The organism is Microbacterium festucae, assembly GCF_025421715.1.
GTDB lineage: Bacteria > Actinomycetota > Actinomycetes > Actinomycetales > Microbacteriaceae > Microbacterium > Microbacterium festucae.
Genome location: NZ_JAOEFC010000002.1, coordinates 411588 through 435095, shown reverse-complemented (window position 1 = coordinate 435095; position 23508 = coordinate 411588). Strand labels below are relative to the sequence as shown.

Here is a 23508-nt window from a genome sequence, read left to right as displayed (position 1 = left end):
TCGGCGGTCTGTCGGCGGGTCGTGCAGGTCACGCGTCGCGCGAGCGCAGCACCAGCCAGGCGGTGCCGAGCGCCGCGACGATCCAGCCCACGAGGGTGAGGCCGGCCACGCCCTGGTCCAGGCTTCCGCCGGGGAGGATGAAGGCCTGGGCGGCGCTCATCGGCAGGTACTGGGCGAGGTCGCCGATCCACTGCCAGCCGGCGGCGACGGTGCTGAAGATCGAGGCAACGATCGGCAGGACGAACAGCACGCCCACCGTCGCCGCGATGGCGGCGGGACCGTTGCGCAGGATGAACCCGAAGCCGACGCCGATGAGGGCGAAGACGGCCATCGCGGCGGCGGCGCTGACCAGCGGCAGCCACGACTGCGCGGCGTCGTCCCACGGGATGCTCGCGCCCGAGACGGCGGCGGAGACCAGCGCGGCGGCGGCGAAGGTGATGAGGGTCGCGACGAACACGGTGAGCGCCACGGCCAGGGCCTTGGTCAGCAGCACCGCGCCGCGGCGGGGCTCGGCGGTGAGGGTCGAGCGGATCATGCCGGTCGAGTACTCGCCGCTGACGGCGATCGCGCCGAGGATGCCGGCCAGCAGCATCGTGAACTGCATCGGCAGCACGGCCGCAGACACCGGCTGCAGGCCACCGCTGGAGGCGGAGGTGATGAGCAGGGCCATGCCGACGGTCAGCAGAGCGGTGATGATCAGCGACCACCAGGTGGAGCGCAGCGTCAGCAGCTTGAGGAACTCGGCGCGCAGCACGCGCAGGAAGCTCAGGTGATGGGCCGGTGCCGCCGGGGCGGTCCGGGTGCGGGTGGCGGGGGCGGTGACGGCGGTCATGCGAGTTCCTTCGAGGAGTATTCGACGGCGTCCGCGGTGAGGGCCATGTAGGCGTCCTCGAGCGAGCCGGTCGTCTCGACCAGCGCGTGGAGGGGGATGCCGTGCACAGCGGCGAGGTCGCCGATGGCGGGGGCGCCGAGGCCGGTCACGTGGGCGGTGCCGGGGGCGGTGGCGGCGACGGTGACGTCCGGGCCGCGGAGGAGGTCGACCAGCTCGGTGAGCCGGGGCGAGGCGACGGTCACGCCGCGCTGGGTCCAGTCGCGCACGAGGTCGTCGAGGGGGGCGTCGGCGAGCACGCGGCCGCGACCGAGCACGATGACGTGGTCGGCGGTCTGCGCCATCTCGCTCATCAGGTGGCTCGACAGCAGCACGGTGCGCCCTTCGGATGCCAGGTGGCGCACGAAGCTGCGCACCCAGCGCACGCCCTCGGGGTCGAGGCCGTTGACGGGCTCGTCGAGGATCAGGGTGTGCGGGTCGCCGAGCAGCGCGCTGGCGATGCCGAGGCGCTGCCCCATGCCGAGCGAGAACTTGCCGGCGCGCTTGCCGGCGACGGCGGTGAGGCCGGCCAGTTCGATCACCTCGTCCACGCGCGAGCGGGGGATGCCGTGGGTGGCGGCCATGACGCGCAGGTGGTCGCGGGCCGAGCGCCCGGTGTGCACCGCCTTCGCGTCCAGCAGCGCGCCGACCTCGGTCAGCGGGGAGCGCAGCGAGCGGTAGTCGCGGCCGTCGATGGTGACGCGGCCGACCGTGGGCTTGTCGAGCCCGACGATCATGCGCATCGTGGTGGACTTGCCGGCGCCGTTGGGCCCGAGGAAGCCGGTCACCTTGCCGGTCTGCACCGTGAAGGTGGCATCGGTCACCGCGGTCTTGTCTCCGTACCTCTTCGTGAGGCCTTCTGCAACGATCATGCGTCCCACGCTACGCGGAAGGGGGATGCGCGGAATCGACCGGAAGTCGTAGATCCGGCGTCCCCGCATCCCCCGAAAGGATGAGCTGCAGCGTGACTACTGCGCGTCGGCCTCCTGCACCGCGAGGGCGCGCTCGACGCCCGCGAGGTTCTCGTTGACCAGGCGACGCAGCGCCGGCGGCGCGTCGGTGTGCACGTCGAGCCAGCCGCGCGTGGCGTCGCGCAGCTGCGCCGACGCCAGCGGCGCCGGGTAGAGCCCCGTGATCAGGTAGTTCGCGATCTGGTACGTGCGCGACTCCCAGATCGGCAGCAGCATCTCGAAGTACGGGGCGATGAACTCCTCGAGCGCCGCCACACCCGCGGGGTGCACGAACCCGGCCGCCGCCGAGCGCACGACCGTGTTGGGCAGGTCGGCGCTGTCGATGAGCGAGGCCCAGGCCAGGCGCTTGGCCGCGGCATCCGGCAGCGCGGCCTTGGCCTGCGCGGCGAACTCCCCGCCCTTGGCGGTGTTGTCGGCGGCCAGCGCCTCGTCGATCTCGTCGGCGGAGACCACGCCGCCGGCGGCGAGGGACACCAGCAGCGCCCACGACAGGTCGGCGTCGATCTCCAGCCCGTCCAGCTGGGTGCGCCCGTCACGGAGGCTGCGCACCTGCTCCCACTGCGGCGCGGTGGCCGCCGCCGAGGCGAAGGCCGTGACGAACTGCAGCTGGCTGTCGCTGCCGCCTTCGGCGGCCTGGGCGAGAGCCCACAGGGCGTCGGCGACCTTCTCGCGGGTGGCGCTGCGCCGCTCGGGGGCGACGTACGAGCTCGCCGCGAGCTGCAGCTGCGCGAGGGTCGTGCGCACCGTGGTCGACTCGGTCTCGCCGCCGATGTTGCCGAGCACCAGGTCGACGTAGTCGGATGCCGAGGCTTCGGCGTCGCGGGTCTGATCCCACGCCGCACCCCACACCAGGGAACGGGCCAGCGGGTCGGAGATCTTGCCGAGGTGGGCGATCGCGGTCTGCAGGGAGCGCGGGTCGAGACGGATCTTCGCGTAGGCGAGGTCTTCGTCGTTGAGGAGGATGAGGTCGGGCTGGGCGATGCCGGCGAGCTCGGGCACCTCGGTGAGGTCGCCGTCGACGTCGATCTCGACGTGGTGCGTGCGCACCAGCGCGTCGCCCTCGAGCGAGTAGAAGCCCACGCCCAGCCGGTGCGGCCGGATGGTGGGGTAGTCGGCGGGCGCGGTCTGCACGATGGCGAACCGGCTGATGACGCCGGCGCCGTCGACGCGCAGCTCGGGGGAGAGGGTGTTCACTCCCGCCGTCTCGAGCCACTTCTTGGCCCACGTCGACAGGTCGCGGCCGCTGGTGGCCTCGAGCTCGGCGAGCAGGTCGCCCACCTCGGTGTTGCCCCACGCGTGCTTCTTGAAGTAGGCCGAGACACCCGCGAAGAACTCCTCGATGCCCACCCAGGCGGCCAGCTGCTTGAGCACCGACCCGCCCTTGGCGTAGGTGATGCCGTCGAAGTTGACCTGCACGTCTTCGAGGTCGTTGATGGTGGCCACGACGGGGTGCGTCGACGGCAGCTGGTCCTGGCGGTAGGCCCAGGTCTTCTCCATCGCGTTGAAGGTCGTCCACGCCTCGGTCCACTCGGTGGCCTCGGCGGTCGCGATCGTGGAGGCCCATTCGGCGAACGACTCGTTCAGCCACAGGTCGTTCCACCACTTCATGGTGACGAGGTCGCCGAACCACATGTGGGCGAGCTCGTGCAGGATCGTGACGACGCGACGCTCCTTGACGGCGTCGGTCACCTTGCTGCGGAAGACGTAGGTCTCGGTGAAGGTGACGGCGCCCGCGTTCTCCATGGCGCCGGCGTTGAACTCCGGCACGAACAGCTGGTCGTACTTGGCGAAGGGGTAGGGCACGTCGAACTTCGACTCGAAGTAGGCGAAGCCCTCGCGGGTCTTGTCGAAGATGTAGTCGGCGTCGAGGTGCTGCCACAGGCTCTTGCGACCGTAGACGCCCAGCGGCACCACGCGGCCCGAGGCGCTGGTGAGCTCGGAGAAGGTGGCCTCGTACGGACCGGCGACCAGCGCGGTGATGTAGGAGGAGATGCGCGGGGTGGGCTCGAAGCTCCACGTCGCGGTGCCCTCGCCCGCCGGCACCGGCTCGGGGGTGGGGGAGTTGGAGACGACCTTCCACGCCGCCGGGGCGGTGACGGTGAAGCGGAAGGTGGCCTTCAGGTCGGGCTGCTCGAACACGGCGAACACACGCCGCGAGTCGGGCACCTCGAACTGCGAGTAGAGGTAGACCTCGCCGTCGACGGGGTCGACGAAGCGGTGCAGCCCCTCGCCGGTGTTGGTGTAGAGGCAGTCGGCGTCGACGATCAGCTCGTTGGACTCGGCCAGCCCCTCCAGGGCGATGCGCGAGTCGGCGAAGACCGCCGCGGGGTCGAGGGCGACGCCGTTGAGGGTGATCTCGTGCACGTCGCGCGCGATGAGATCGATGAACGTCGAGGCGCCGGCCGTGGCCGAGAAGCGGATGACGGTGCGCGAGCGGAAGACCTCGGCACCCTTCGTGAGGTCGAGCGCGATGTCGTAGGCGTCGGTGTCGACGATCGCGCGGCGCTCCTGCGCCTCGATGCGGGTGAGGTTCTCTCCAGGCACTGCGGCTGCTCCCGTGGGTGTGGGTGGGATGGCGGGGACGGGCGGATGCCGCATCCCGACGGCCATCGCGGCGCTGCTGGCGCCCGCGACAACCCCACCAGCCTACGCGCGTGGGGGCCGGATGCCGCCTCGGAACGAGGGCGCGCCCCGACTCTAGGATGTGAGCATGCGCATCCACATCGCGACCGACCACGCGGGTCTCGAGTTCTCGACCCAGCTGCAGCACCATCTGGCCGCCCAGGGCCACGACGTGGAAGACCACGGCCCCATCGAGTACGACCCGCTCGATGACTACCCCGCCTTCTGCATCCGCGCCGCCCAGGCCGTCGCCGCCGACCAGGCCGCCGGCATCGAGACGCTCGGTGTCGTCTTCGGCGGTTCGGGCAACGGCGAGCAGATCGCGGCCAACAAGGTGCACGGCATCCGCGCGGCCCTGGTGTGGAGCATCGCGACCGCCGAGCTCGCCCGCGAGCACAACGACGCGAACGTCATCGCCATCGGCGCCCGCCAGCACACCTTCGACGAGGCGGTCTCCTTCATCGACCGCTTCATCGCCACGCCTTTCAGCGGCGAGGAGCGCCACGCCCGCCGCATCGCCCAGCTCGCCGCATACGAGACGGCCGGTTCGCTGCTGCCCGACCCGCGCGAGGTCTCCTCGTTCGACCCGGAAGCGGGCTGATGCCCGAAGGGCATTCCGTCCACCGCATCGCGCGGCAGTTCGCCCGCAACATCGTGGGACGGCAGGTGAGCGCGTCCAGCCCGCAGGGCCGTTTCGCCGAGGGCGCCGCCGTGCTCGACGGGCGCACGCCCACGCAGGTGCGGGCCGTGGGCAAGCAGATGTTCCTCGAGTTCGACGACGACATCTGGCTGCGCGTGCACCTGGGCATGTACGGCGCGTGGGACTTCGCCGGCGAGATCGTCGTCGACCCCACGATCGCCGCCGCCAACGGGCGCATGGGGCAGACCAACCAGCGCGGCACCGTGGTCGACCCGGTCTTCGACAGCGCCGGTGAGAACTCCCTCAGCTCCATCGGGGCGCCCCGGCGCGCGCGCGTGCACGTGCGCATGAGCGAGCAGACACGGGGGCTCGGCGGCGACGACGACGAGCTCGACCAGTGGCCGCCGCCGGTGGTCGGACAGGTGCGGCTGCGGCTGCTGACGGCGGCGACCTGCGCCGACCTGCGCGGACCGACGGCGTGCGCGCTGCAGACCCCCGACGAGATGGCGGCCACCGTCGCCGGCCTCGGGCCCGACCCGCTCGTGGACGACCCCGACACGGGCGAGGAGCGCTTCACCGCGGTGGTGCGGCGCAAGCCCACCCCGATCGGCCTGCTGCTGATGGATCAGGCCGTCGTCAGCGGCATCGGCAACGTCTACCGCGCCGAACTGCTGTTCCGCGCGCGCCTCGACCCGCACACCCCCGGGCGGGAGGTCCCCGAGGAGGTCGTGCGCGGCCTCTGGCGCGACTGGGTGCGTCTGCTGGCGATCGGGGTGGAGACCGGTCAGATGATGACGATGGACGATCTCGACCCCGAGGCGTACCGCCGGGCGATGGCGCACCGTGACGACCGGCACTGGGTCTACCACCGGGCCGGGCTTCCGTGCCGCGTGTGCGGCACGGCGATCGTGCTCGAGGAGATGGCGTCGCGGAAGCTCTACTGGTGCCCGTCCTGCCAGCGCTGACCGGCCCCGCACGCGCCGCCGAGACCCGTCCCGAGAAGAGGATGCCGTGAGACAGAACCCCAGCTTCACGATGACCGACCTGGCGGAGCTGCGCCGCGTGATCGACGAGAACCCGTGGGTCACGCTCGTCGCCGCCGGCGATGACGGCATGGTCGCGTCCCACTACGCGGTGCTCCTCGATGAAGACCGCGACGACCTCACGATCGTCGGGCACGTCGGCCGCCCCGACGATGCCATCCTCGGCCTGGGGGAGCGCGAACTGCTCGTGGTCGTGCAGGGCCCGCACGGATACATCTCGCCCGGCTGGTACCCGCCGGGGCCGGAGGTGCCCACCTGGAACTTCGTGGCCGTGCACCTGAGCGGTGTCCCCGAGGTCCTCTCCCGCGAGGAGAACCTCGTCGTGCTCGAACGCCTCGTGGCCCGCTTCGAGGGGACGATGCCGCAGCCCCGCCTGATGTGGACGCCCCCCAACGACGAGGAGTTCATCAGCCGCCTCGAACGCGGCACGGTCGGCTTCCGGCTCACCCCGACGCGGGTCACCGCCAAGCGCAAGCTCAGCCAGAACCGGCCCGACGAGGTCGTGGACACCGTCATCGCCGCACTGGAGGCGGGGCCCGGTCCCTACGCCGACCCGCGGCTTCCCGCCGAGATGCGCCGGGCGCACGACGCGCTGCGCACCGCTCGAGGCGGCAGATGAGCCTGGCGCGCGGCGAGCACGTCGCCGTCATCGCCGATGCCCGCCTGACCGGCGCCGACCGGCTCGACCCGTTCGGCGACGACCCGGTCGACCTGCATCTGCGGGGCGGCCGCATCGTCGACATCGCCCCGGCCAAGGCCCTGCCCCGCCGCGGCGCCGTGCTCGACGCGGGCGGCGGCTGGGTGATCCCGGGCCTGTGGGACCACCACGTGCACACGGTGCAGTGGGCGCTCGTGGCCGAGCGGGTGCCGCTGGGCGGTGCCGCCGATGCCGCAGCGGCGGCCGCAGCGATGTCGACGGCGCCGGTGCTGGCCGACGGACGGCGCGTGGGCACCGGCTTCCGCGACGCGCTCTGGCCCGACACGCCGAGCCTCGCGCTGCTCGATGCGGCCACCGGCGACATCCCGACCTATCTCATCAACGCCGACGTGCACAGCGTGTGGCTCAACTCCGCTGCGCTGCGCCGGGAGGGGTTCCCCGCCACCGGTGACGGACTGCTGCGCGAAGAGCCGGCGTTCGAGATCTCGCGCCGCCTGAACGCCGTCGACCCGTCCGCGTCGGACGTGCGGGTGGGGCGGGCATTGCAGGATGCCGCCGCCCGCGGCATCACCGGCATCGTCGACCTCGACATGGCGTGGAACGCCGAAGCATGGGCGCGGCGGCTGGCCGCGGGCTTCGACACGACGCGCGTGTCGTTCGGGGTCTACCCCGCACTCCTCGGCCGTGCCCTCGACGAGGGGCTGGCCACCGGCGACGCCCTCGACGCGGCCGGCCTCGTGCGGATGGGACCGCTGAAGGTCATCACCGATGGCTCGCTGGGCACCCGCACGGCGGCGTGCTCGCACTCCTATCCGGGCGACCCGCTCAACTTCGGCGTGCTCACCATCGCCCCCGACGAACTGCGGGAGCTGATGACCCGGGCCACCGGCGGGGGACTCGCCTGCGCCGTGCACGCCATCGGCGACGTCGCCGGCAGCCATGCCCTCGACGCGTTCGCGGCGACCGGGGCCACCGGCACGATCGAGCACGCGCAACTGGTCGCCCACGCCGACGTCCCGCGCTTCGCGCGACTCGGGGTGGCTGCGAGCGTGCAGCCCGAACACGCCGTCGACGACCGCGACATGACCGACACCATCTGGGGCACCCAGACGGCCGTGCCCTATCCGCTGCGCGCGCTGGCCGATGCCGGGGCGAACCTGCTGTTCGGCTCCGACGCGCCGGTCTCGCCGCTGGATCCGTGGGCGGCGATGGCGGCCGCCGTGCACCGCACCCGCGACGGCCGGCCCGCCTGGCGCCCCGAGCAGGGGCTTGATGCCGCGACCGCACTGGCGGCCTCGACCGCCGGCGGGTCGGCGACCGGTGCCGCGCTGATGCCCGGCGACATCGCCGACCTCGTCGTCGTCGACGTCGACCCGCTGACGGCGGGGGAGACGGCGCTGCGCGGGGCACGCGTGGCCGCGACGATGATCGAGGGCCGACTCACCCACGTGTGAGCGGGCGCACCCCGACATGACGAACGGCCCCGGATGCGAGCATCCGGGGCCGTGTCGTGGTGCGGGAGCCTCAGGCGGCGAGGTGCGCCGAGAGGAACCAGCGCTGCTTCTCGAGGTCGGCCTTGATGGCGATCGCGACGTCCTGGCTGGTGAGGTCGACCTCGTCGAGTCCGTCGATGGCGGCCTGCACATCGGCGATCACGACGTCCATGTCGGCGACGACCGCGGTGATCTCGTCCTGCCACTGCGCGAAGCCGGCCGGCACACCCGAGCTGGTCTTGGCTGCGACCGTGCTCACGCGCGCGTCGACCGGCAGCCCGAGGGCGACGATCCGCTCCGCGGCGAGGTCGGCCGAGGCCTGCGCCGAGGCGACGACCTGGTCGAGCAGCTCGTGGATCGCGATGAAGTTCGCGCCGCGCACGTTCCAGTGCGCCTGCTTGCCGTTGACGGCGAGAGCCTGCAGGCCCAGGACGACAGGGGTGAGGAACTGGGCAGTGCCGGCAGCGGCCTCGGGGCCGGCGGCGGTCATGGGGATGGTCTGCGTCTTGCTCATGTTCTGCTCCTCTGCTTCCGTCGCGGGCATGCACGGCCCGCGTCTGCTCAAACGCTACTCACGCTGGACTATTCCGCAAGCAAGACCAGGCTGGGCTTACCCGCGCCCGCGTGGCCGCGACGGGGCCGGTAACGTCGGGCCATGACCATCAGCGACGAGGCCGGCATCCACCGCGTGGGCGACCACATCCCGCAGATCGCGCCGTCGGCGTTCGTGGCCGCCGGAGCGCGCATCGTCGGGGCGGTGACCCTGGGCGCGCAGACGAGCGTCTGGTACAACGCGGTGCTGCGCGCCGAGAATGCGACGATCGTCGTCGGGGAGCGCAGCAACCTGCAAGACGGGGTGGCCGTGCACGTGGATGCCGGGAGTCCGGTCGTGCTGGGCGCCGACGTCTCGGTCGGCCACAATGCCGTCGTGCACGGCTGCACGGTGGGCGACGGCGCGCTGATCGGGATGGGCGCGGTGGTGCTGAGCGGCGCCGTCATCGGGGCCGGCTCCCTCGTGGCGGCGGGGGCGGTGGTGCTCGAGGGCACCGAGGTGCCGCCGGGTTCGCTCGTGGCGGGGGTGCCCGCGAAGGTGCGCCGTGCGCTCACCGAGGCCGAGCGGGACGGCATCCGGCGCAATGCCCGCGTCTATCTGGACCACAGCGCGGCGCACGCGGCCGCGCTGGAGGAGTGAGGGGTCCGTCGACAGGAGTGTCCGCCCGACCACGCGGGCCGGGCGGACCCCACCTCAGCCATGGGTGGCGGGGGAGAGGAAGACCTCGGTGTCGATGCGCACCTGCAGGCCCGCGGTGATGCCCTGCGACTCGACGATGCGGGTCATGTCGACGCCGTTCGGGTAGGTGGCGACCAGGCCGGCGTCGGCGAGGGTGGTCTCGGCCTCGGCGAGGGTCTTGCCCACGACGTCGGGCATCTCGACGCGGTCGGCGGCGGTGGTGGCCGTAGCACTGGGGGTGGTCTCCACCGACGAGCCGGCGGGGGTGGCGCAGGCAGAGACGGTGAGGGCGAGCAGGACGATGCCGGCACCGGCGGTGAGGCGCTTGAACATGGGGGATTCCTTTCGATCGGGCCGACCCGCCGCACGCGGGGCGCGACGAGGTCACGCGCAGCGCGCGTGTCATGTGCGACAGGGAACGGTTACGGCGGCGGGATCGGGGATCCCTCCGCGCGGGCCGGGCGAGAGGCGCCGGTCTCCGGACCAATCCGACGGCGGGCGCATCGAGAGGCGCCGTCACCCATCGGAAAGCCCCGTGCCCGCGCAACGCGCGGATCGTCGGGGCTTTGGAGGGGATGACGGGAATCGAACCCGCACCATCAGTTTGGAAGACTGAGGCTCTACCATTGAGCTACATCCCCGCAGCGGCGTGGCCGCGGCAACCCTGACAGTCTACAGGGCGATGTCGGCTAGACTCGACGCGGCCGGTTTCGGCGCACGCGCTGCGCCCTCCCCGGGGCGTAGCTCAGTTTGGTAGAGCGCCCGCTTTGGGAGCGGGAGGCCGCAGGTTCAAATCCTGTCGCCCCGACCACGGCCCCACAGACCCAGACCGACAACGGACGCGCATGTGCGCGACCGGACACTGAGGAGAACGAACAGGCATGGTCACCAGCACCGTCGAGAAGCTCGGCCCGACCCGGGTGAAGCTGCACATCACGGTCACCCCGGACGAGCTCAAGCCCAGCATCGCCCACGCGTACGAGCACATCGCCCAGGACGTGCAGATCCCCGGCTTCCGCAAGGGCAAGGTGCCGGCGCCGATCATCGACCAGCGCATCGGCCGCACGGCCGTGCTCGAGCACGCCGTCAGCGAGGGTCTCGACGCGTTCTACCGCGAGGCCGTCACCGCCAACGAGGTGCGCATCGTCGGCCGCCCGGCCGCCGAGATCGTCGAATGGCCCAACGAGAAGGACTTCTCGGGCGACCTCAAGGTCGAGGTCGAGGTCGACGTGCGACCCGAGTTCGACCTGCCGGAGCTCTCGGGCATCACCGTCGAGATCGACGCCGTCGAGACCGATGACGCCGCCGTCGACGCCGAGCTCGACCGCCTGCGCGGCCGTTTCGGCACCCTGACCACCGTCGAGCGCCCCGCCGCCACCGGCGACTTCGTCGAGCTCGACCTCGTCGCCACCATCGACGGCACCGAGATCGACCGCGCCCAGGGCGTGTCGTACGAGCTCGGCTCGGGCGAGCTGCTCGAGGGCATCGACGAGGCCGTCGAGTCGCTCACCGCCGGTGAGGACACCACGTTCCGCTCGAAGCTCGTCGGCGGCGACCACGCCGGCGAAGAGGCCGAGGTCTCCGTCTCGGTCACCGCCGTCAAGGAGCGCGAGCTCCCCGAGGCCGACGACGACTTCGCCCAGATGGCCAGCGAGTTCGACACCATCGCCGAGCTGCGCGAGAGCCTCGTGGCCCGCGTCGCCGAGCAGTCGGTGTTCACGCAGGGCGCCGCGGCGCGCGACAAGCTCGTCGAGACCCTGATCGAGACCATCGAGATCCCCGTGCCCGAGCAGCTCGTCGAGGACGAGGTGCACGCGCACCTCGAGGGAGAGGGTCGCCTGGAGGACGACGTGCACCGCGCCGAGGTCACCGAGGCCAGCCAGAAGCAGTTCCGCACCCAGATGGTGCTCGACAAGCTGGCCGAGGCGCACGAGGTGCAGGTCTCCCAGGAGGAGCTCACCCAGTACCTCATCCAGTCGGCCGCGCAGTACGGCATGGCGCCGCAGGAGTTCGTCGACGCGCTGCAGCAGGGCAACCAGCTGCCCGCGATGGTCGGCGAGGTCGCCCGCAACAAGGCGCTCGCGATCGCCCTCGGCAAGGTCACCGTCGTCGACACCAACGGTGCCGCCGTCGACCTGACCGGCTTCGTGGCCGTGGACGACGAGGATGCCGCTGACGAGACCGCCGACGAGGCGGCCGAGAAGGCTCCCGCCAAGAAGGTCCCGGCCAAGAAGGCTCCGGCCAAGAAGGCCGCCGCCGCCAAGGCCGACGACGCCGAGGCCGACGAGAAGCCGGCCGCGAAGAAGGCTCCGGCCAAGAAGCCCGCCGCCAAGAAGGCGCCCGCCGCCGAGGCCGCCGAGGCCGACGAGAAGCCGGCCGCCAAGAAGGCCCCCGCCAAGAAGCCCGCCGCCAAGAAGGCGCCCGCGGCCAAGGCCGACGCAGAGTAAGACCACTGCACCTGCGAAGGGGCGGATGCCACGACATCCGCCCCTTCGTCGTCTGCGGGCGACGCGCGCCACGGCGCTATGCCGACGGCGAACACGGCCGGGGTGGCGCGTTGTCGTCGGTAGATTCGAACCACGACCAACACAGGAGTGAACATGGCTGAACCGCTTGTCGCACAGAGTGTCTTCGACAGGCTGCTGCGGGACCGCATCATCTGGCTGGGCTCGGAGGTGCGTGATGAGAACGCCAACGAGATCTGCGCCAAGATCCTGCTCCTCGCAGCGGAGGATTCCGAGCGGGACATCTACCTCTACATCAACTCGCCCGGTGGCTCGATCACGGCCGGCATGGCGATCTACGACACGATGCAGTTCGTGCCGAACGACATCGTCACCGTCGGCATCGGCATGGCCGCCTCGATGGGGCAGCTGCTGCTGACGGCGGGCACCAAGGGCAAGCGCTACATCACGCCCAACGCCCGCGTGCTGCTGCACCAGCCGCACGGCGGCTTCGGCGGCACCTCGAGCGACATCCAGACCCAGGCGCAGCTCATCCTCGACATGAAGAAGCGCCTCGCCGAGATCACGGCCGCCCAGACCGGCAAGTCGGTCGAGCAGGTCAATGCCGACGGTGACCGCGACCGCTGGTTCACCGCCGAGGAGGCCCTCGAGTACGGCTTCGTCGACCACATCCGCGAATCGGCCTCCGACGTCATCGGCGGCGGCGGCACCGAGAACTGACACCGGAGGAACACGAGAATGAACACCCCCGCCTTCGGCAGCGTCCCCGGCGTCGCGATGCCCTCGAGCCGCTACATCCTGCCCCAGTTCGAAGAGCGCACGGCCTACGGCTACAAGCGCCAGGACCCGTACAACAAGCTCTTCGAAGACCGCGTGATCTTCCTCGGCGTGCAGGTCGACGACGCGTCGGCCGACGACGTGATGGCGCAGCTGCTCGTGCTGGAATCCCAGGATCCCGACCGCGACATCATCATGTACATCAACTCGCCCGGTGGCTCGTTCACGGCGATGACGGCCATCTACGACACGATGCAGTACGTGTCGCCGCAGATCCAGACCGTCGTGCTGGGTCAGGCCGCCTCCGCGGCATCCGTGCTGCTGGCCGCCGGCGCGCCCGGCAAGCGTCTGGCCCTGCCCAACGCCCGCATCCTCATGCACCAGCCCGCCGTCGGCGAGGCCGGTCACGGGCAGGCGTCGGACATCGAGATCCAGGCGGCGGAGATCCTCCGCATGCGCACCTGGCTCGAAGAGACGATGGCCGTGCACACCAACCGCAGCGCCGAGCAGGTGCACAAGGACATCGACCGCGACAAGATCCTCTCCGCCCAGGAGGCGCTCGAGTACGGCGTGGTCGACCAGGTGCTCACCTCGCGCAAGCGCACGCCCGCCGCGATCACGGCCTGACCGGCCCGATCCTGCGATCACGAGAGCCCCGGCGCGTTTCGGCCGCCGGGGCTCTCGTGCTCCCTCCCCGTCGCCGTCCACACGCGGTGACCCAATCCGCCGCGATGTCCCCGCGACCGGTTAGGCTCGAACAGTCTCGTCCCCAGATCAAGGAGAAGGGCCATGGCTCGCATCGGTGAGAGTGCCGACCTCTTCAAGTGCTCCTTCTGTGGCAAGAGCCAGAAGCAGGTCCAGCAGCTGATCGCCGGTCCCGGCGTGTACATCTGCGACGAATGCGTCGAGCTGTGCAACGAGATCATCGAAGAGCGCATGGCCGAGTCCGGCGAGGGCGAGGTCGCCGACTTCGATCTGCCCAAGCCGCGCGAGATCTTCTCCTTCCTCGAGGAGTACGTCGTCGGCCAGGAGCCCGCCAAGCGCGCGCTGGCCGTCGCGGTCTACAACCACTACAAGCGCACCCGCGCGCACGGCACGCTCCAGTCGGCCGAGCAGCGTGCCGATGAGGTGGAGATCGCCAAGAGCAACATCCTGCTGCTGGGCCCCACCGGCTGCGGCAAGACCTACCTGGCCCAGACCCTCGCCAAGCGCCTGAACGTGCCGTTCGCCGTCGCCGACGCCACCGCGCTGACCGAGGCCGGCTACGTCGGCGAAGACGTGGAGAACATCCTCCTGAAGCTGCTGCAGGCCGCCGACTTCGACGTGAAGCGCGCCGAGACGGGCATCATCTACATCGACGAGGTCGACAAGATCGCCCGCAAGGCCGAGAACCCGTCGATCACCCGCGACGTGTCGGGCGAGGGCGTGCAGCAGGCGCTGCTGAAGATCCTCGAGGGCACGGTGGCCTCGGTGCCGCCGCAGGGCGGGCGCAAGCACCCGCACCAGGAGTTCATCCAGATCGACACGACGAACGTGCTGTTCATCGTGGCGGGTGCGTTCGCCGGGCTCGAAGAGATCATCTCCTCGCGCGTGGGCAAGCACGGTGTCGGCTTCGGCGCCCCGCTGCATGACAAGGGTCAGGACCTCGACCTGTTCAAGGACGTCGAGCCCGAAGACCTGCACAAGTTCGGCCTCATCCCCGAGTTCATCGGCCGCCTGCCCGTCGTCACCTCGGTCGCCCCGCTCGACCAGGACGCGCTCGTCGAGATCCTCACCGGGCCGAAGAACGCCTTCGTCAAGCAGTACCAGCGCATGTTCCAGCTCGACGGTGTCGAGCTCGAGTTCGACGACGAGGCACTGCTGGCCATCGCCGACCTCGCCGTCGCGCGCAAGACCGGCGCCCGTGGCCTGCGCGCCATCCTCGAAGACGTGCTCGGACCGATCATGTTCGAGATCCCGTCGATGGAAGACGTCGACAAGGTCGTCGTCACGCGCGCGAGCGTCGTCGAGCGGGCCGCGCCCACTCTGGTGCTGCGCCAGAAGCGCAAGAGCGCCTGAGGGCGGGGCTCCCGGGGCCGGCGCGGCTGGAGGCCGGCGTCCGGTCCGATCGGGTCGATGTCGGAGGCCGCGCCTAGCGTGGCCGCATGAGCATCCGGCCCTTCGAGATCCACGTCGACGACGCCGTGCTGCACGATCTGCACGAGCGCCTGACCCGCACCCGCACCCTGCCCGACGCGCCGCGCCGGCCGCGGTCGGGGATGACGGCCGCCTATCGAGACGAGCTGCTCGCCTCGTGGCGCGCGCTCGACTGGCGCGCCCAGGAGCGGCGACTGAACGCCGTGCCGCAGTTCCTCGCCGAGGTCGACGGCACCACCGTGCATCTCGCGCACCGGCGCGCCGCGCGCGCCGACGCCCCTGCGCTGCTGATCATGCACGGCTGGCCCCACACATTCGCCCTGCAGCTCGAGCTGGCTGCGGCCCTGCCCGACGTCCACGTCGTCGTCCCGAGCCTGCCCGGCTTCGCCTTCTCGCCCGCCTACCCCGACCGTCCCGTCAGCGAAGACGAACTGGCCCGCACGATGCACCTGCTCATGACCGAGACGCTCGGGTACTCGCGCTACCTCACCTATGGCGAAGACGTGTCGGCCAATGTCAGCGACCTGCTCGCCTCCCGCCACCCGCAGCACGTGCAGGGCATCATCGCCACCCATGCGCACTTCCCGACCCGCGCCGAGCGCGCCGAGCTCACCGCCCCCGACGAGGTCGCCTTCTTCGCACGGCTGGCCGCCGACCACGAGGCCGACGGTGCCTACGGGCACGTGCAGGCCACGCGTCCCGACACTCTCGCGACCGCGCTCAACGACTCGCCCGCGGGGCTCCTGGTCTGGCTCGTCGAGAAGCTCGTCGAGTGGAGCGACGCCGAGACCGACGACCCCGCCGACCTCGAGCGTCTGATCGGGCGCGACCGGCTGCTGACCGAAGCGATGATCTACTGGGTCACCCAGTCGATCGGCACGTCGTTCCGGCCCTACTACGAGGGCGCCGACCAGCCGGGCGGCATCGCCCCGACCGCGGTGCCGGCGTTCGTGGCGATCCAGCGGCACGAGGCCGACTACCCCGAGTCGGTGGCGCGGGCGTTCTACCGCGATCTGCGCGGCTTCGAGCGGATGCCGGTGGGTGGACACTTCGCCGCCGCCGAGGTGCCCGAGCAGCTGGCCGACCACGTGCGCCGCTTCGCGCGAGAGCTGGGGCTGCTCGCGCCGGCGTGAGCGTCGCCGGGCTGCTGCAGCGGGGCATGACCTGTCGTGATGTCGGGGGCCTCAGGTAGCGTCGCGCGCATGGGACGGATCATCTTCGACACGGCGACCACGCTCAACGGCTGGATCGCCGACGAGCAGAACTCACTGGCCTGGCTGTTCGCCGTCGACGGCGGCACCACGCCCGACGCCGAGGTGCTGCCGCAGAACGCCGGCGTGCTGGTCGAGGGGTCGACGACGTACGAATGGGTGCTCGACGAGTCCGACATCCTCGCGCACCCCGAGAAGTGGCGGGAGTTCCACGGCGAGCGGCCGACGTTCGTGTTCACCACGCGCGACCTGCCGGTGCCCGACGGCGCCGACGTCACCTTCGTGTCGGGGCCCGTGGCCGACATCGTGCCGCAGCTGCGGGCCGCAGCGGGCGACAGCGACATCTGGGTGGTGGGCGGGGGAGAGCTCGCCGGCCAGTTCCTCGACGCCGGGGTCCTCGACGAGATCGCCGTGTCGATCGCCCCCGTGCTGCTCACCGGGGGAGCGCCGCTGCTGCCCCGTCGGCTCGAGTCCGACCGGTTGCGTCTGGTCTCAGCGCGGGCCGTCGGCCAGTTCGCCCGGCTCGTCTACGAGGTGCTCCCCGCCGCGACGCCCTGATCAGCTCCCGCGCGCCTTCTCCGCGTTCGGCGCGACAGTTCGGTGGGTCCTCCGGGCGTCGGCAGCGTGCCACGATCCGGCGGTGTGCTCGTTCGTCAGCCCGCGACGCTCAGAGTGCTGCCGGGAGCCGGGGCGATCCTCGATCTGCGGCGCCGACCGTGACCGGCCCGGGATGCTCCTCGCGACTGTCCGCAAGCGGCGAACCGGCTGACTGCGCAGACGCTCACGGGCGAGCGGATCGTGAGGTCGAGGTTCGAGGCGTGCCGATCGGGAACATCGGGACAGCCAGGCCCATCCCGGTTCACTGGTGCCCAGTTGCCCCTCACCGCCCCAGGAAGCCACCACAAGGCGCGAGCGAACGGGCCGGGCCACCCCGACCTCCGACCGCGCCGCCCTGAGCCCGTGTGCGCCTACGCGGCCCCTCGACCCGTTCGCTGGCGCCCAGATGCAGGATGCCGGGCCGCGAGGCCGCAACAGGGCGCGAGCGAACAGGCCGCTAGGCCGCAACAGGGCGCGAGCTGACACGGCGCGAGCGAACAGGGAGCTAGCGAACAGGGCGCCGGGCGGCAGCGCGGCCCGCGCTCCCGGCGGGAGCAGGCCGGGCGCGACGGTAGGGTGCTCACGTGACCTCGCCCCGCCGCCTACTGCTCGTCAACGGACCGAACCTCAACCTCCTGGGCCTGCGCGAGCCCGACATCTACGGCACCGAGACCCTGCACGACGTCGAGGTGCTCGTCACCGACACCGCCGCGGGCGCCGGGTACGAGGTGCGCGCCCTGCAGTCCAACCACGAGGGCGTGCTCATCGACGCGATCCACGACGCGCGCGAGGACTGCGCCGGCATCGTCATCAACCCCGGCGGGTTCACCCACACCTCGGTGGCGCTGCGCGACGCGCTCAGCGCGGTCGCCCTGCCCGTCGCCGAGGTGCACATCTCCGACGTGACCCAGCGCGAGCAGTTCCGGCACTTCTCGTACGTGCGCGACGTAGCCGTCATCCACGTCGTCGGCGAAGGGGTCGCCGGCTACGCCCGCGCGACGCGACTGCTCCTCGACGTGATCAGCGGCCGCGCCGACGGCTGAGACCCTCATCACGTAGAATCGACTGTCGGCCCGCGCTGGACGCTGTCGGCGCCGCGCTCCGCACCCCAGACGAACGGAAACTCCACACTCATGGCATCCACCGCAGACATCAAGAACGGCGTCGTCCTCAACATCGACGGACAGCTCTGGAGCGTCGTGGAGTTCCAGCACGTGAAGCCCGGCAAGGGCGGCGCGTTCGTGCGCACCAAGCTGAAGAACGTCCTCAGCGGCAAGGTCGTCGACAAGACGTTCAACGCCGGCGCGAAGATCGAGACCGAGAACGTCGACCGTCGCGACTTCACCTACCTGTACAACGACGGCGACGGCTTCGTCTTCATGGATGTGGCCGACTACGACCAGATCACGGTCGGCGCCGCCACCGTGGGCGACGCGGCGAACTTCCTGCTCGAGAACCAGCAGGTGCAGATCGCGCTCAACAACGGCAACCCGCTCTACGTCGAGATGCCCGCCTCCGTCGTGCTCGAGATCACCTACACCGAGCCCGGCCTGCAGGGCGACCGCTCGTCGGCGGGCACGAAGTCGGCCACCGTCGAGACCGGCTACGAGATCCAGGTGCCCCTATTCCTCGAGACCGGCACCAAGGTCAAGGTCGACACCCGCACGGGCGACTACCTCGGCCGCGTCAACTGACGCGGGGCGCCGGATCCTATGAGCGCCCGCTCCAAAGCGCGCAAGCGCGCCCTCGACATCCTCTTCCAGAGCGACGTGCGCGGCGATGACCTCGCCGTGACGCTCGCCGCCGAAGCCAAGCGCGCCGCCAGCGAACCGGCCCGCGAGGCCTCGTGGCTGTACGCCCGCGAGATCGTCGACGGTGTCATCGACACCCGCGACGAGATCGACGAGCAGATCGTCACGCACGCGCGCGACTGGAAGATCGAGCGGATGCCGGCCGTCGACCGCGCCATCCTCCGCATCGGCGTCTGGGAGATCCTCCACAACGAGCAGGTGCCCACCGCGGTCGCCATCGACGAGGCGGTGGAGCTCGCCAAGGAGTTCTCCACCGACGAGTCGGGCTCGTTCATCCACGGCGTCCTGGCCCGCATCGCCCGCTCCAGCTGACGTCGGCGACGCCGACGTCGGAACCTGCGGGCAGGATCGAAGCCGTGACGGCTGATCGCACCTCCTCCTGGCGCGCACTGCTGGCCGCCCCGGCCGGCGACGGCGAGCCTCTCGCGCTCGGCGTGCAGCTGCGACAGCGCGAGGGCGGCGACGACGCGCACTGGGGGCCCCGTCGCATCCAGCCCGCCACCGCGCGCAGCGTGGCCACCGGCTCCGCCGACCTGCGCCTGGCCGTGCGCCCCCTCGGCCGCAGCGCCGCCAGCGGGGAGTGGGTGCAGTCCGACGCTACGTGGGAGTCGCTGCGCCGCGGCGCCTGGCGCACCGACCCGGCGCGCCTGCGCTGGTTCACGACCCTCTACGGCATCGCCCACGACGTGCGCGTGTTCGGCGGCTTCGGCGACTCCGACTGGCTCACCCTCGACGGCGTCGACTCGGAGCTGCTCTGGCCGCACCTGCGAGCCGCCGCGGCCCTCGGCATCCCGCTCGTGTCCACCCGCCCCGATCAGCGCGTCACCCTCGGGGGAGCCGCCGAGGTCACCGTGCCGGTGGAGGCGCCCGCCGGGGCGCTGCGCCTCTCGGCGAGCGTGCGCATCGACGGGGGATCGCCGGCGGGCCTGGCCCGGCCCATCGGGCACGTCGGGGTCTACACCGTCGACCGGGAGGGGGAGTCGCTGCACGTGCGGCTGGCCCCGGCGACCCTCGGCGACGCCGTGCGCACCCTGCTGGCCGGGGCGCTCACCATCCCGCGCGACGACGTCGACGACTTCTACCGCGACGCGTACCCGCGCCTCGTGCGCGAGGCGGCCCTCGCCCCCGCCCGCGGGGTGCGGCTGCCGCCGCCGGCGCGCACCGCGCTCGTGCTCGCGGTCGACCAGCAGCCGCGCGACGTGCTCGACTACGCGTTCTCGTGGCAGGTGCCCGGCACCGGACGGGTGGCGCTCAGCACCGATGCCGAGACCGACGACGACCGCCGGATGCTGCGCACCGCGCTCGAACATGCCTGGGAGAGCGCGATCGATGAGCCGTTCGCGCCGGCGGGCCGGCTCACCGGCGTCGCCGCGGCCGAGTTCACCACCCGGGTGCTCCCCACCGTCGGCGAGATCGACGGCGCGCGCATCGAGCTGTCCGGCATCCGACGCGACTATCGCGAGCTCACCGGCGACCCGCGCATCACCGTGACGACGGTGGAGACCACCGACGCCGACTGGTTCGACCTGGGCGTCATCGTCGAAGTCGACGGCCGCCGCATCCCGTTCACGCCGCTGTTCACCGCGCTCGCGCAGCGGCGGAAGAAGATCCTGCTCTCCGACGGCGCCTACTTCTCGCTGGCGCACGCGGCACTCGACCGGCTGCGGGAGCTCATCGACGACTCCCGGGACCTCGTCGAGTGGGAGGCCGGCCCCCGCATCAGCCGGCACCACGTCGAGTTCTGGGAGGACTTCGAAGACCTCGCCGACCAGGCTGCGCCGGCCGTCGCATGGCGGGAGGCGGCCGCCGCGCTTTCCAGCGCACCCGGCGGCACCGGCGCGGCGCCCCCGGCTGTTCCCGCGGGCATCACCGCGACGCTGCGCCCCTACCAGGTCGACGGGTTCCGCCGCCTGGCGACGCTGTGGCAGGCGGGACTGGGCGGCGTGCTGGCCGACGACATGGGGCTCGGCAAGACCGTGCAGGTGCTGACGCTGCTGCAGCACGTCCGCGACGCCGGCGAGACCGCCCCCGCGCTCGTGGTGGCCCCCACCTCGGTGCTGTCGGCCTGGCGCGACGAGGCCGCCCGTCACGCCCCCGGCCTGCGCGTGCAGATCGTCGGCGCCACCGGGCACCGCCCCGCCGACCTCGACGTCGATGTGGTCGTGACCTCCTACGCGGTGCTGCGCCTCGACGAGGCGGCCTTCGCCGCCCGCGCGTGGTCGGTGGTCGTGCTCGACGAGGCCCAGGCGGTGAAGAACCCGCGCACCCGCGTGCACCGCGCGGCGCAGGCGCTGCGGGCGCGCGCGGTGTTCGCCGTCACCGGCACCCCGCTGGAGAACAGCCTCACCGACCTGTGGGCGATCCTCGCCCTCACCTGCCCGGGGCTGTTCCCGTCGGCACGGCGGTTCCGCGACGAGTACGTCAAGCCCATCGAGCACGGCAAGGTGCCCGAGAACGCCGAGGGCGGGCCGTTCCGGGAACGCCGGCTGTCGAGGCTGCGCCGCCGCATCCGCCCGTTCCTGCTGCGCCGCACGAAAGACCTGGTGGCCGCCGACCTGCCGCCGCGGCAGGAGCAGGACCTGCGTGTCGAGCTCAGCAGCGGCCACCGCGCCGTGTACGAGCGGGTGCTGCAGCGCGAGCGGCGCAAGGTGCTGGGACTGCTCGACGATCTCGACAGTCACCGGTTCATCGTCTTCCGCTCGCTGACGCTGCTGCGGATGCTGGCCCTCGCGCCGGCGCTGGTGGATGCCGGCGGCCCCGGCCTCGGCTCCAGCAAGCTCGACGCGCTGCGCGACCGCCTCACCGAGCTGGCCGCCGAGGGGCACCGCGCCCTGGTGTTCAGCCAGTTCACCTCCTACCTCGACATCGTCGAGCAGGATCTGCGCACCCACGGCATGGGGGTGGTGCGCCTCGACGGTTCGACCGCGCGCCGCCCCGAGGTCATCGAGCGGTTCCGCTCCGGCGACGACCCGGTGTTCCTCATCAGCCTCAAGGCGGGAGGCGTCGGCCTCACCCTCACCGAGGCCGACTACGTGTTCCTCCTCGACCCGTGGTGGAACCCGGCTGCCGAGCAGCAGGCCGTCGACCGCACGCACCGCATCGGGCAGACTCGGCCCGTCACCGTGTACCGGCTGATCGCGTCGGGCACCATCGAAGAGAAGGTGCGGGAGCTCCAGCAGCGCAAGGCGCGGCTGTTCAGCGCGGTGCTCGACGCCGACGGCGCGTTCTCGGCGGCCCTCAGCGCCGACGACATCCGCGAGCTCCTCGGCTGACGCCCGCCCGCGCTGCGGGGCGTGCGGCCCGTCACGGCGGACTGCCGGGACCCCTCGCGTAGACTCGTCGGGCTCGACAGGAGGTTTTCATGCGGATCACGGGCTTGGGCCACGCGGGGATGTTCATCGAGACGGCGGGCGGCAGCATCCTCTGCGACCCGGTCGTCGGACCGAGCTTCTTCGGCTCCTGGTTCCCCTTCCCCGACAACCGCTCCCTCGACTGGGAGCGTTTCGGCGCCGCGGACTACCTCTACATCTCGCACCGCCACCGCGACCACTTCGACCCGGCGTTGCTGCGCCGCCACGTGCGCGCCGACATCCCGGTGCTGCTGCCCGAGTACCCCACCGACGACCTCGAGCAGGACCTGCGCCGGCTCGGCTACGAGAACATCGTCTACACGCAGGCGGGCGTGCCCCTCGACCTCGGCGGGGTGAGCGTCATGGTGACCCCGCTGCGCGCGCCCAGCGACGGACCGATCGGCGACTCCTCGCTGTCGGTCGACGACGGCACGGCATCCGTCCTCAACCAGAACGACTCGCATCCGCTCGACCTCGAGAAGCTGCTGTCGTTCTCGGCGCCCGACGCGTACTTCACGCAGGTGTCCGGCGCCATCTGGTGGCCGATGGTCTACGACCTGCCGCAGGACGCGAAGCAGAACTTCGCCCAGCTCAAGCGCGACGCGCAGAACAAGCGCGCGATGTACTACATCGACAAGGTGCAGGCCCCGCACGTGTTCCCGATGGCCGGCCCGCCGATGTTCCTGCGCGAAGACCTCTTCCGCTTCAACGGCTGGGGGCTGGAAGACGACTCGATCTTCACCGATCAGGCGCAGTTCCTCGAGCACATGGCCGCCGAGAGCCCCGACCAGAAGGGCTACCTGTTCGTGCCGGGCACGCAGATCGACCTCGCCGGCGGCGAGATCGAGATCACCCAGACCCTCTACACGGATGCCGAGATCGCCCGCATCTTCGGTGACAAGTGGGCCTATCTGGCCGAGCAGCGCGACAGTCGGCAGGCCGAGGTGCAGGCCGAGGTGATCTCGCGGGCGCCGGTGCTGCCCCCGGAGGAGATCCTCGCCGCGATCAAGGAGTGGTGGGAGCCGCTGCTGCGCCGGGCCCGCACCATCCGCAACGGGGTGGGCGGCAACGTGCGCTTCCGCATCGGCGAGCTCGACATGGTCGTCGACTTCCCCAAGGCCAAGGTGCGCGAGTACGCGGGGGAGGAGTGCATCTACTGGTACACGATCCCCGCCGACCTCGTCTCGACGAACATCGCCGACCACGAGATCGACTGGTCGAACTCGATCTTCCTGTCGATGCAGTTCGAGGTGGGCCGCTCGGGCAAGTTCAACGAGTTCCTCACCACGTTCCTGAAGTGCCTCTCGCGCGACCGCATCGAGTACGTCGAGAACTGGTACGCCGAGCAGTCCGACCAGACCGAGGATGCCGAGATCGGCGACTGGACCGTGCAGCGCCGCTGCCCGCATCTGCGCGCCGACCTCACCAAGACCGGCAAGATCGAGGACGGCGTGCTCACGTGCGCGCTGCACGACTGGAAGTGGGACCTCGCCACCGGCAAGTGCCTCACCAGCCCCGGTCACCCGATCCGAGCCACCCGCGCCGGTGAGGGCGCGATCATCGAGACCGGCGCCCCCGCCGCCTCCGCCTGAGCCCCGCTGCACCCGCGTTCAGCGCAGCGCGGCGCAGCTGCGC

At 71.4% G+C, this 23508-nt stretch carries 21 protein-coding genes and 2 tRNA genes; 17 read left to right on the top strand and 6 right to left on the bottom strand.

Annotation, left to right across the window (positions count from 1 at the left end; genetic code table 11):
• Nucleotides 1-28 precede the first annotated feature (28 nt).
• The 3 genes from N3K63_RS08175 to pepN form a co-directional block, all read right to left on the bottom strand.
• Entirely contained in the window at nucleotides 29-832 is an 804-nt protein-coding gene (locus tag N3K63_RS08175) for an ABC transporter permease (protein ID WP_261579662.1), read from the bottom strand.
• Nucleotides 829-1740: an ABC transporter ATP-binding protein gene (locus N3K63_RS08170; protein WP_261579661.1), complete on the bottom strand. Its 912-nt coding sequence runs from the start codon at nucleotides 1738-1740 to the stop codon at nucleotides 829-831. Before N3K63_RS08170 ends, N3K63_RS08175 begins: the two co-directional genes overlap by 4 nt.
• 96 nt (nucleotides 1741-1836) lie before the next feature.
• Nucleotides 1837-4383 (bottom strand): aminopeptidase N, encoded by a 2547-nt coding sequence (gene pepN, locus N3K63_RS08165; RefSeq protein WP_261579660.1) that lies wholly within the window; start codon nucleotides 4381-4383, stop codon nucleotides 1837-1839.
• Nucleotides 4384-4549: 166 nt separating this feature from the next.
• Here pepN and N3K63_RS08160 point away from each other — a divergent pair, with 166 nt between their 5' ends.
• The 4 genes from N3K63_RS08160 to N3K63_RS08145 are packed head-to-tail and all read left to right on the top strand — an operon-like array spanning nucleotide 4550 to nucleotide 8256.
• Entirely contained in the window at nucleotides 4550-5062 is a 513-nt protein-coding gene (locus tag N3K63_RS08160) for a ribose-5-phosphate isomerase (protein WP_261579659.1), read from the top strand.
• Entirely contained in the window at nucleotides 5062-6066 is a 1005-nt protein-coding gene (locus tag N3K63_RS08155; protein ID WP_261579658.1) for an Fpg/Nei family DNA glycosylase, read from the top strand. Before N3K63_RS08160 ends, N3K63_RS08155 begins: the two co-directional genes overlap by 1 nt.
• Nucleotides 6067-6112: 46 nt before the next feature.
• Entirely contained in the window at nucleotides 6113-6763 is a 651-nt protein-coding gene (locus N3K63_RS08150) for an FMN-binding negative transcriptional regulator (RefSeq protein ID WP_261579657.1), read from the top strand.
• Nucleotides 6760-8256: an amidohydrolase gene (locus tag N3K63_RS08145; protein WP_261579656.1), complete on the top strand. Its 1497-nt coding sequence runs from the start codon at nucleotides 6760-6762 to the stop codon at nucleotides 8254-8256. Before N3K63_RS08150 ends, N3K63_RS08145 begins: the two co-directional genes overlap by 4 nt.
• Nucleotides 8257-8326: 70 nt before the next feature.
• Here the strand turns inward: N3K63_RS08145 and N3K63_RS08140 are convergent, their stop codons facing one another.
• Nucleotides 8327-8809 carry a Dps family protein gene (locus N3K63_RS08140; RefSeq protein WP_261579655.1) on the bottom strand — a complete coding sequence of 161 codons (483 nt, stop codon included), beginning with the start codon at nucleotides 8807-8809 and terminating at the stop codon, nucleotides 8327-8329.
• A 141-nt stretch (nucleotides 8810-8950) separates the two neighbouring features.
• Between N3K63_RS08140 and N3K63_RS08135 the strand changes: the two genes are divergently transcribed.
• On the top strand, nucleotides 8951-9487 hold the full coding sequence (locus N3K63_RS08135; protein ID WP_261579654.1) for a gamma carbonic anhydrase family protein: 537 nt from the start codon (nucleotides 8951-8953) through the stop codon (nucleotides 9485-9487).
• 54 nt (nucleotides 9488-9541) lie between these two features.
• Here the strand turns inward: N3K63_RS08135 and N3K63_RS08130 are convergent, their stop codons facing one another.
• Together N3K63_RS08130 and N3K63_RS08125 are read right to left on the bottom strand one after the other, a co-directional pair.
• Nucleotides 9542-9859 (bottom strand): PASTA domain-containing protein, encoded by a 318-nt coding sequence (locus N3K63_RS08130; protein WP_261579653.1) that lies wholly within the window; start codon nucleotides 9857-9859, stop codon nucleotides 9542-9544.
• A 234-nt stretch (nucleotides 9860-10093) separates the two neighbouring features.
• Nucleotides 10094-10167 (bottom strand) — tRNA-Gly (locus N3K63_RS08125).
• Between the two features lie 93 nt (nucleotides 10168-10260).
• Here N3K63_RS08125 and N3K63_RS08120 point away from each other — a divergent pair.
• The 12 genes from N3K63_RS08120 (at nucleotide 10261) to N3K63_RS08065 (ending at nucleotide 23465) form a co-directional block, all read left to right on the top strand.
• Nucleotides 10261-10337 (top strand) — tRNA-Pro (locus N3K63_RS08120).
• Nucleotides 10338-10407: 70 nt separating this feature from the next.
• Nucleotides 10408-11973, top strand: a complete 1566-nt coding sequence (gene tig / locus N3K63_RS08115) for a trigger factor (RefSeq protein WP_261579652.1) — start codon at nucleotides 10408-10410, stop codon at nucleotides 11971-11973.
• Between the two features lie 153 nt (nucleotides 11974-12126).
• Nucleotides 12127-12711: an ATP-dependent Clp protease proteolytic subunit gene (locus N3K63_RS08110; RefSeq protein ID WP_261579651.1), complete on the top strand. Its 585-nt coding sequence runs from the start codon at nucleotides 12127-12129 to the stop codon at nucleotides 12709-12711.
• Between the two features lie 18 nt (nucleotides 12712-12729).
• Nucleotides 12730-13395: an ATP-dependent Clp protease proteolytic subunit gene (locus N3K63_RS08105; protein ID WP_261579650.1), complete on the top strand. Its 666-nt coding sequence runs from the start codon at nucleotides 12730-12732 to the stop codon at nucleotides 13393-13395.
• A gap of 162 nt (nucleotides 13396-13557) precedes the next feature.
• Complete coding sequence (gene clpX / locus N3K63_RS08100; RefSeq protein WP_261579649.1) at nucleotides 13558-14826, top strand: ATP-dependent Clp protease ATP-binding subunit ClpX; 1269 nt, start codon at nucleotides 13558-13560, stop codon at nucleotides 14824-14826.
• A gap of 86 nt (nucleotides 14827-14912) precedes the next feature.
• Complete coding sequence (locus tag N3K63_RS08095; RefSeq protein WP_261579648.1) at nucleotides 14913-16037, top strand: epoxide hydrolase family protein; 1125 nt, start codon at nucleotides 14913-14915, stop codon at nucleotides 16035-16037.
• A gap of 69 nt (nucleotides 16038-16106) precedes the next feature.
• Complete coding sequence (locus N3K63_RS08090) at nucleotides 16107-16673, top strand: dihydrofolate reductase family protein (RefSeq protein ID WP_261579647.1); 567 nt, start codon at nucleotides 16107-16109, stop codon at nucleotides 16671-16673.
• Nucleotides 16674-17296: 623 nt separating this feature from the next.
• Nucleotides 17297-17755, top strand: a complete 459-nt coding sequence (locus N3K63_RS08085; protein ID WP_261579646.1) for a type II 3-dehydroquinate dehydratase — start codon at nucleotides 17297-17299, stop codon at nucleotides 17753-17755.
• A gap of 90 nt (nucleotides 17756-17845) precedes the next feature.
• Nucleotides 17846-18406, top strand: coding sequence for an elongation factor P (gene efp / locus N3K63_RS08080; RefSeq protein ID WP_261579645.1), 561 nt, complete (start codon nucleotides 17846-17848; stop codon nucleotides 18404-18406).
• Nucleotides 18407-18424: 18 nt separating this feature from the next.
• Nucleotides 18425-18835, top strand: a complete 411-nt coding sequence (gene nusB / locus N3K63_RS08075) for a transcription antitermination factor NusB (RefSeq protein WP_261579644.1) — start codon at nucleotides 18425-18427, stop codon at nucleotides 18833-18835.
• Between the two features lie 44 nt (nucleotides 18836-18879).
• Nucleotides 18880-21795 (top strand): DEAD/DEAH box helicase, encoded by a 2916-nt coding sequence (locus N3K63_RS08070; protein ID WP_261579643.1) that lies wholly within the window; start codon nucleotides 18880-18882, stop codon nucleotides 21793-21795.
• A gap of 89 nt (nucleotides 21796-21884) precedes the next feature.
• On the top strand, nucleotides 21885-23465 hold the full coding sequence (locus tag N3K63_RS08065) for a Rieske 2Fe-2S domain-containing protein (protein ID WP_261579642.1): 1581 nt from the start codon (nucleotides 21885-21887) through the stop codon (nucleotides 23463-23465).
• The last annotated feature ends 43 nt before the right edge of the window (nucleotides 23466-23508 follow it).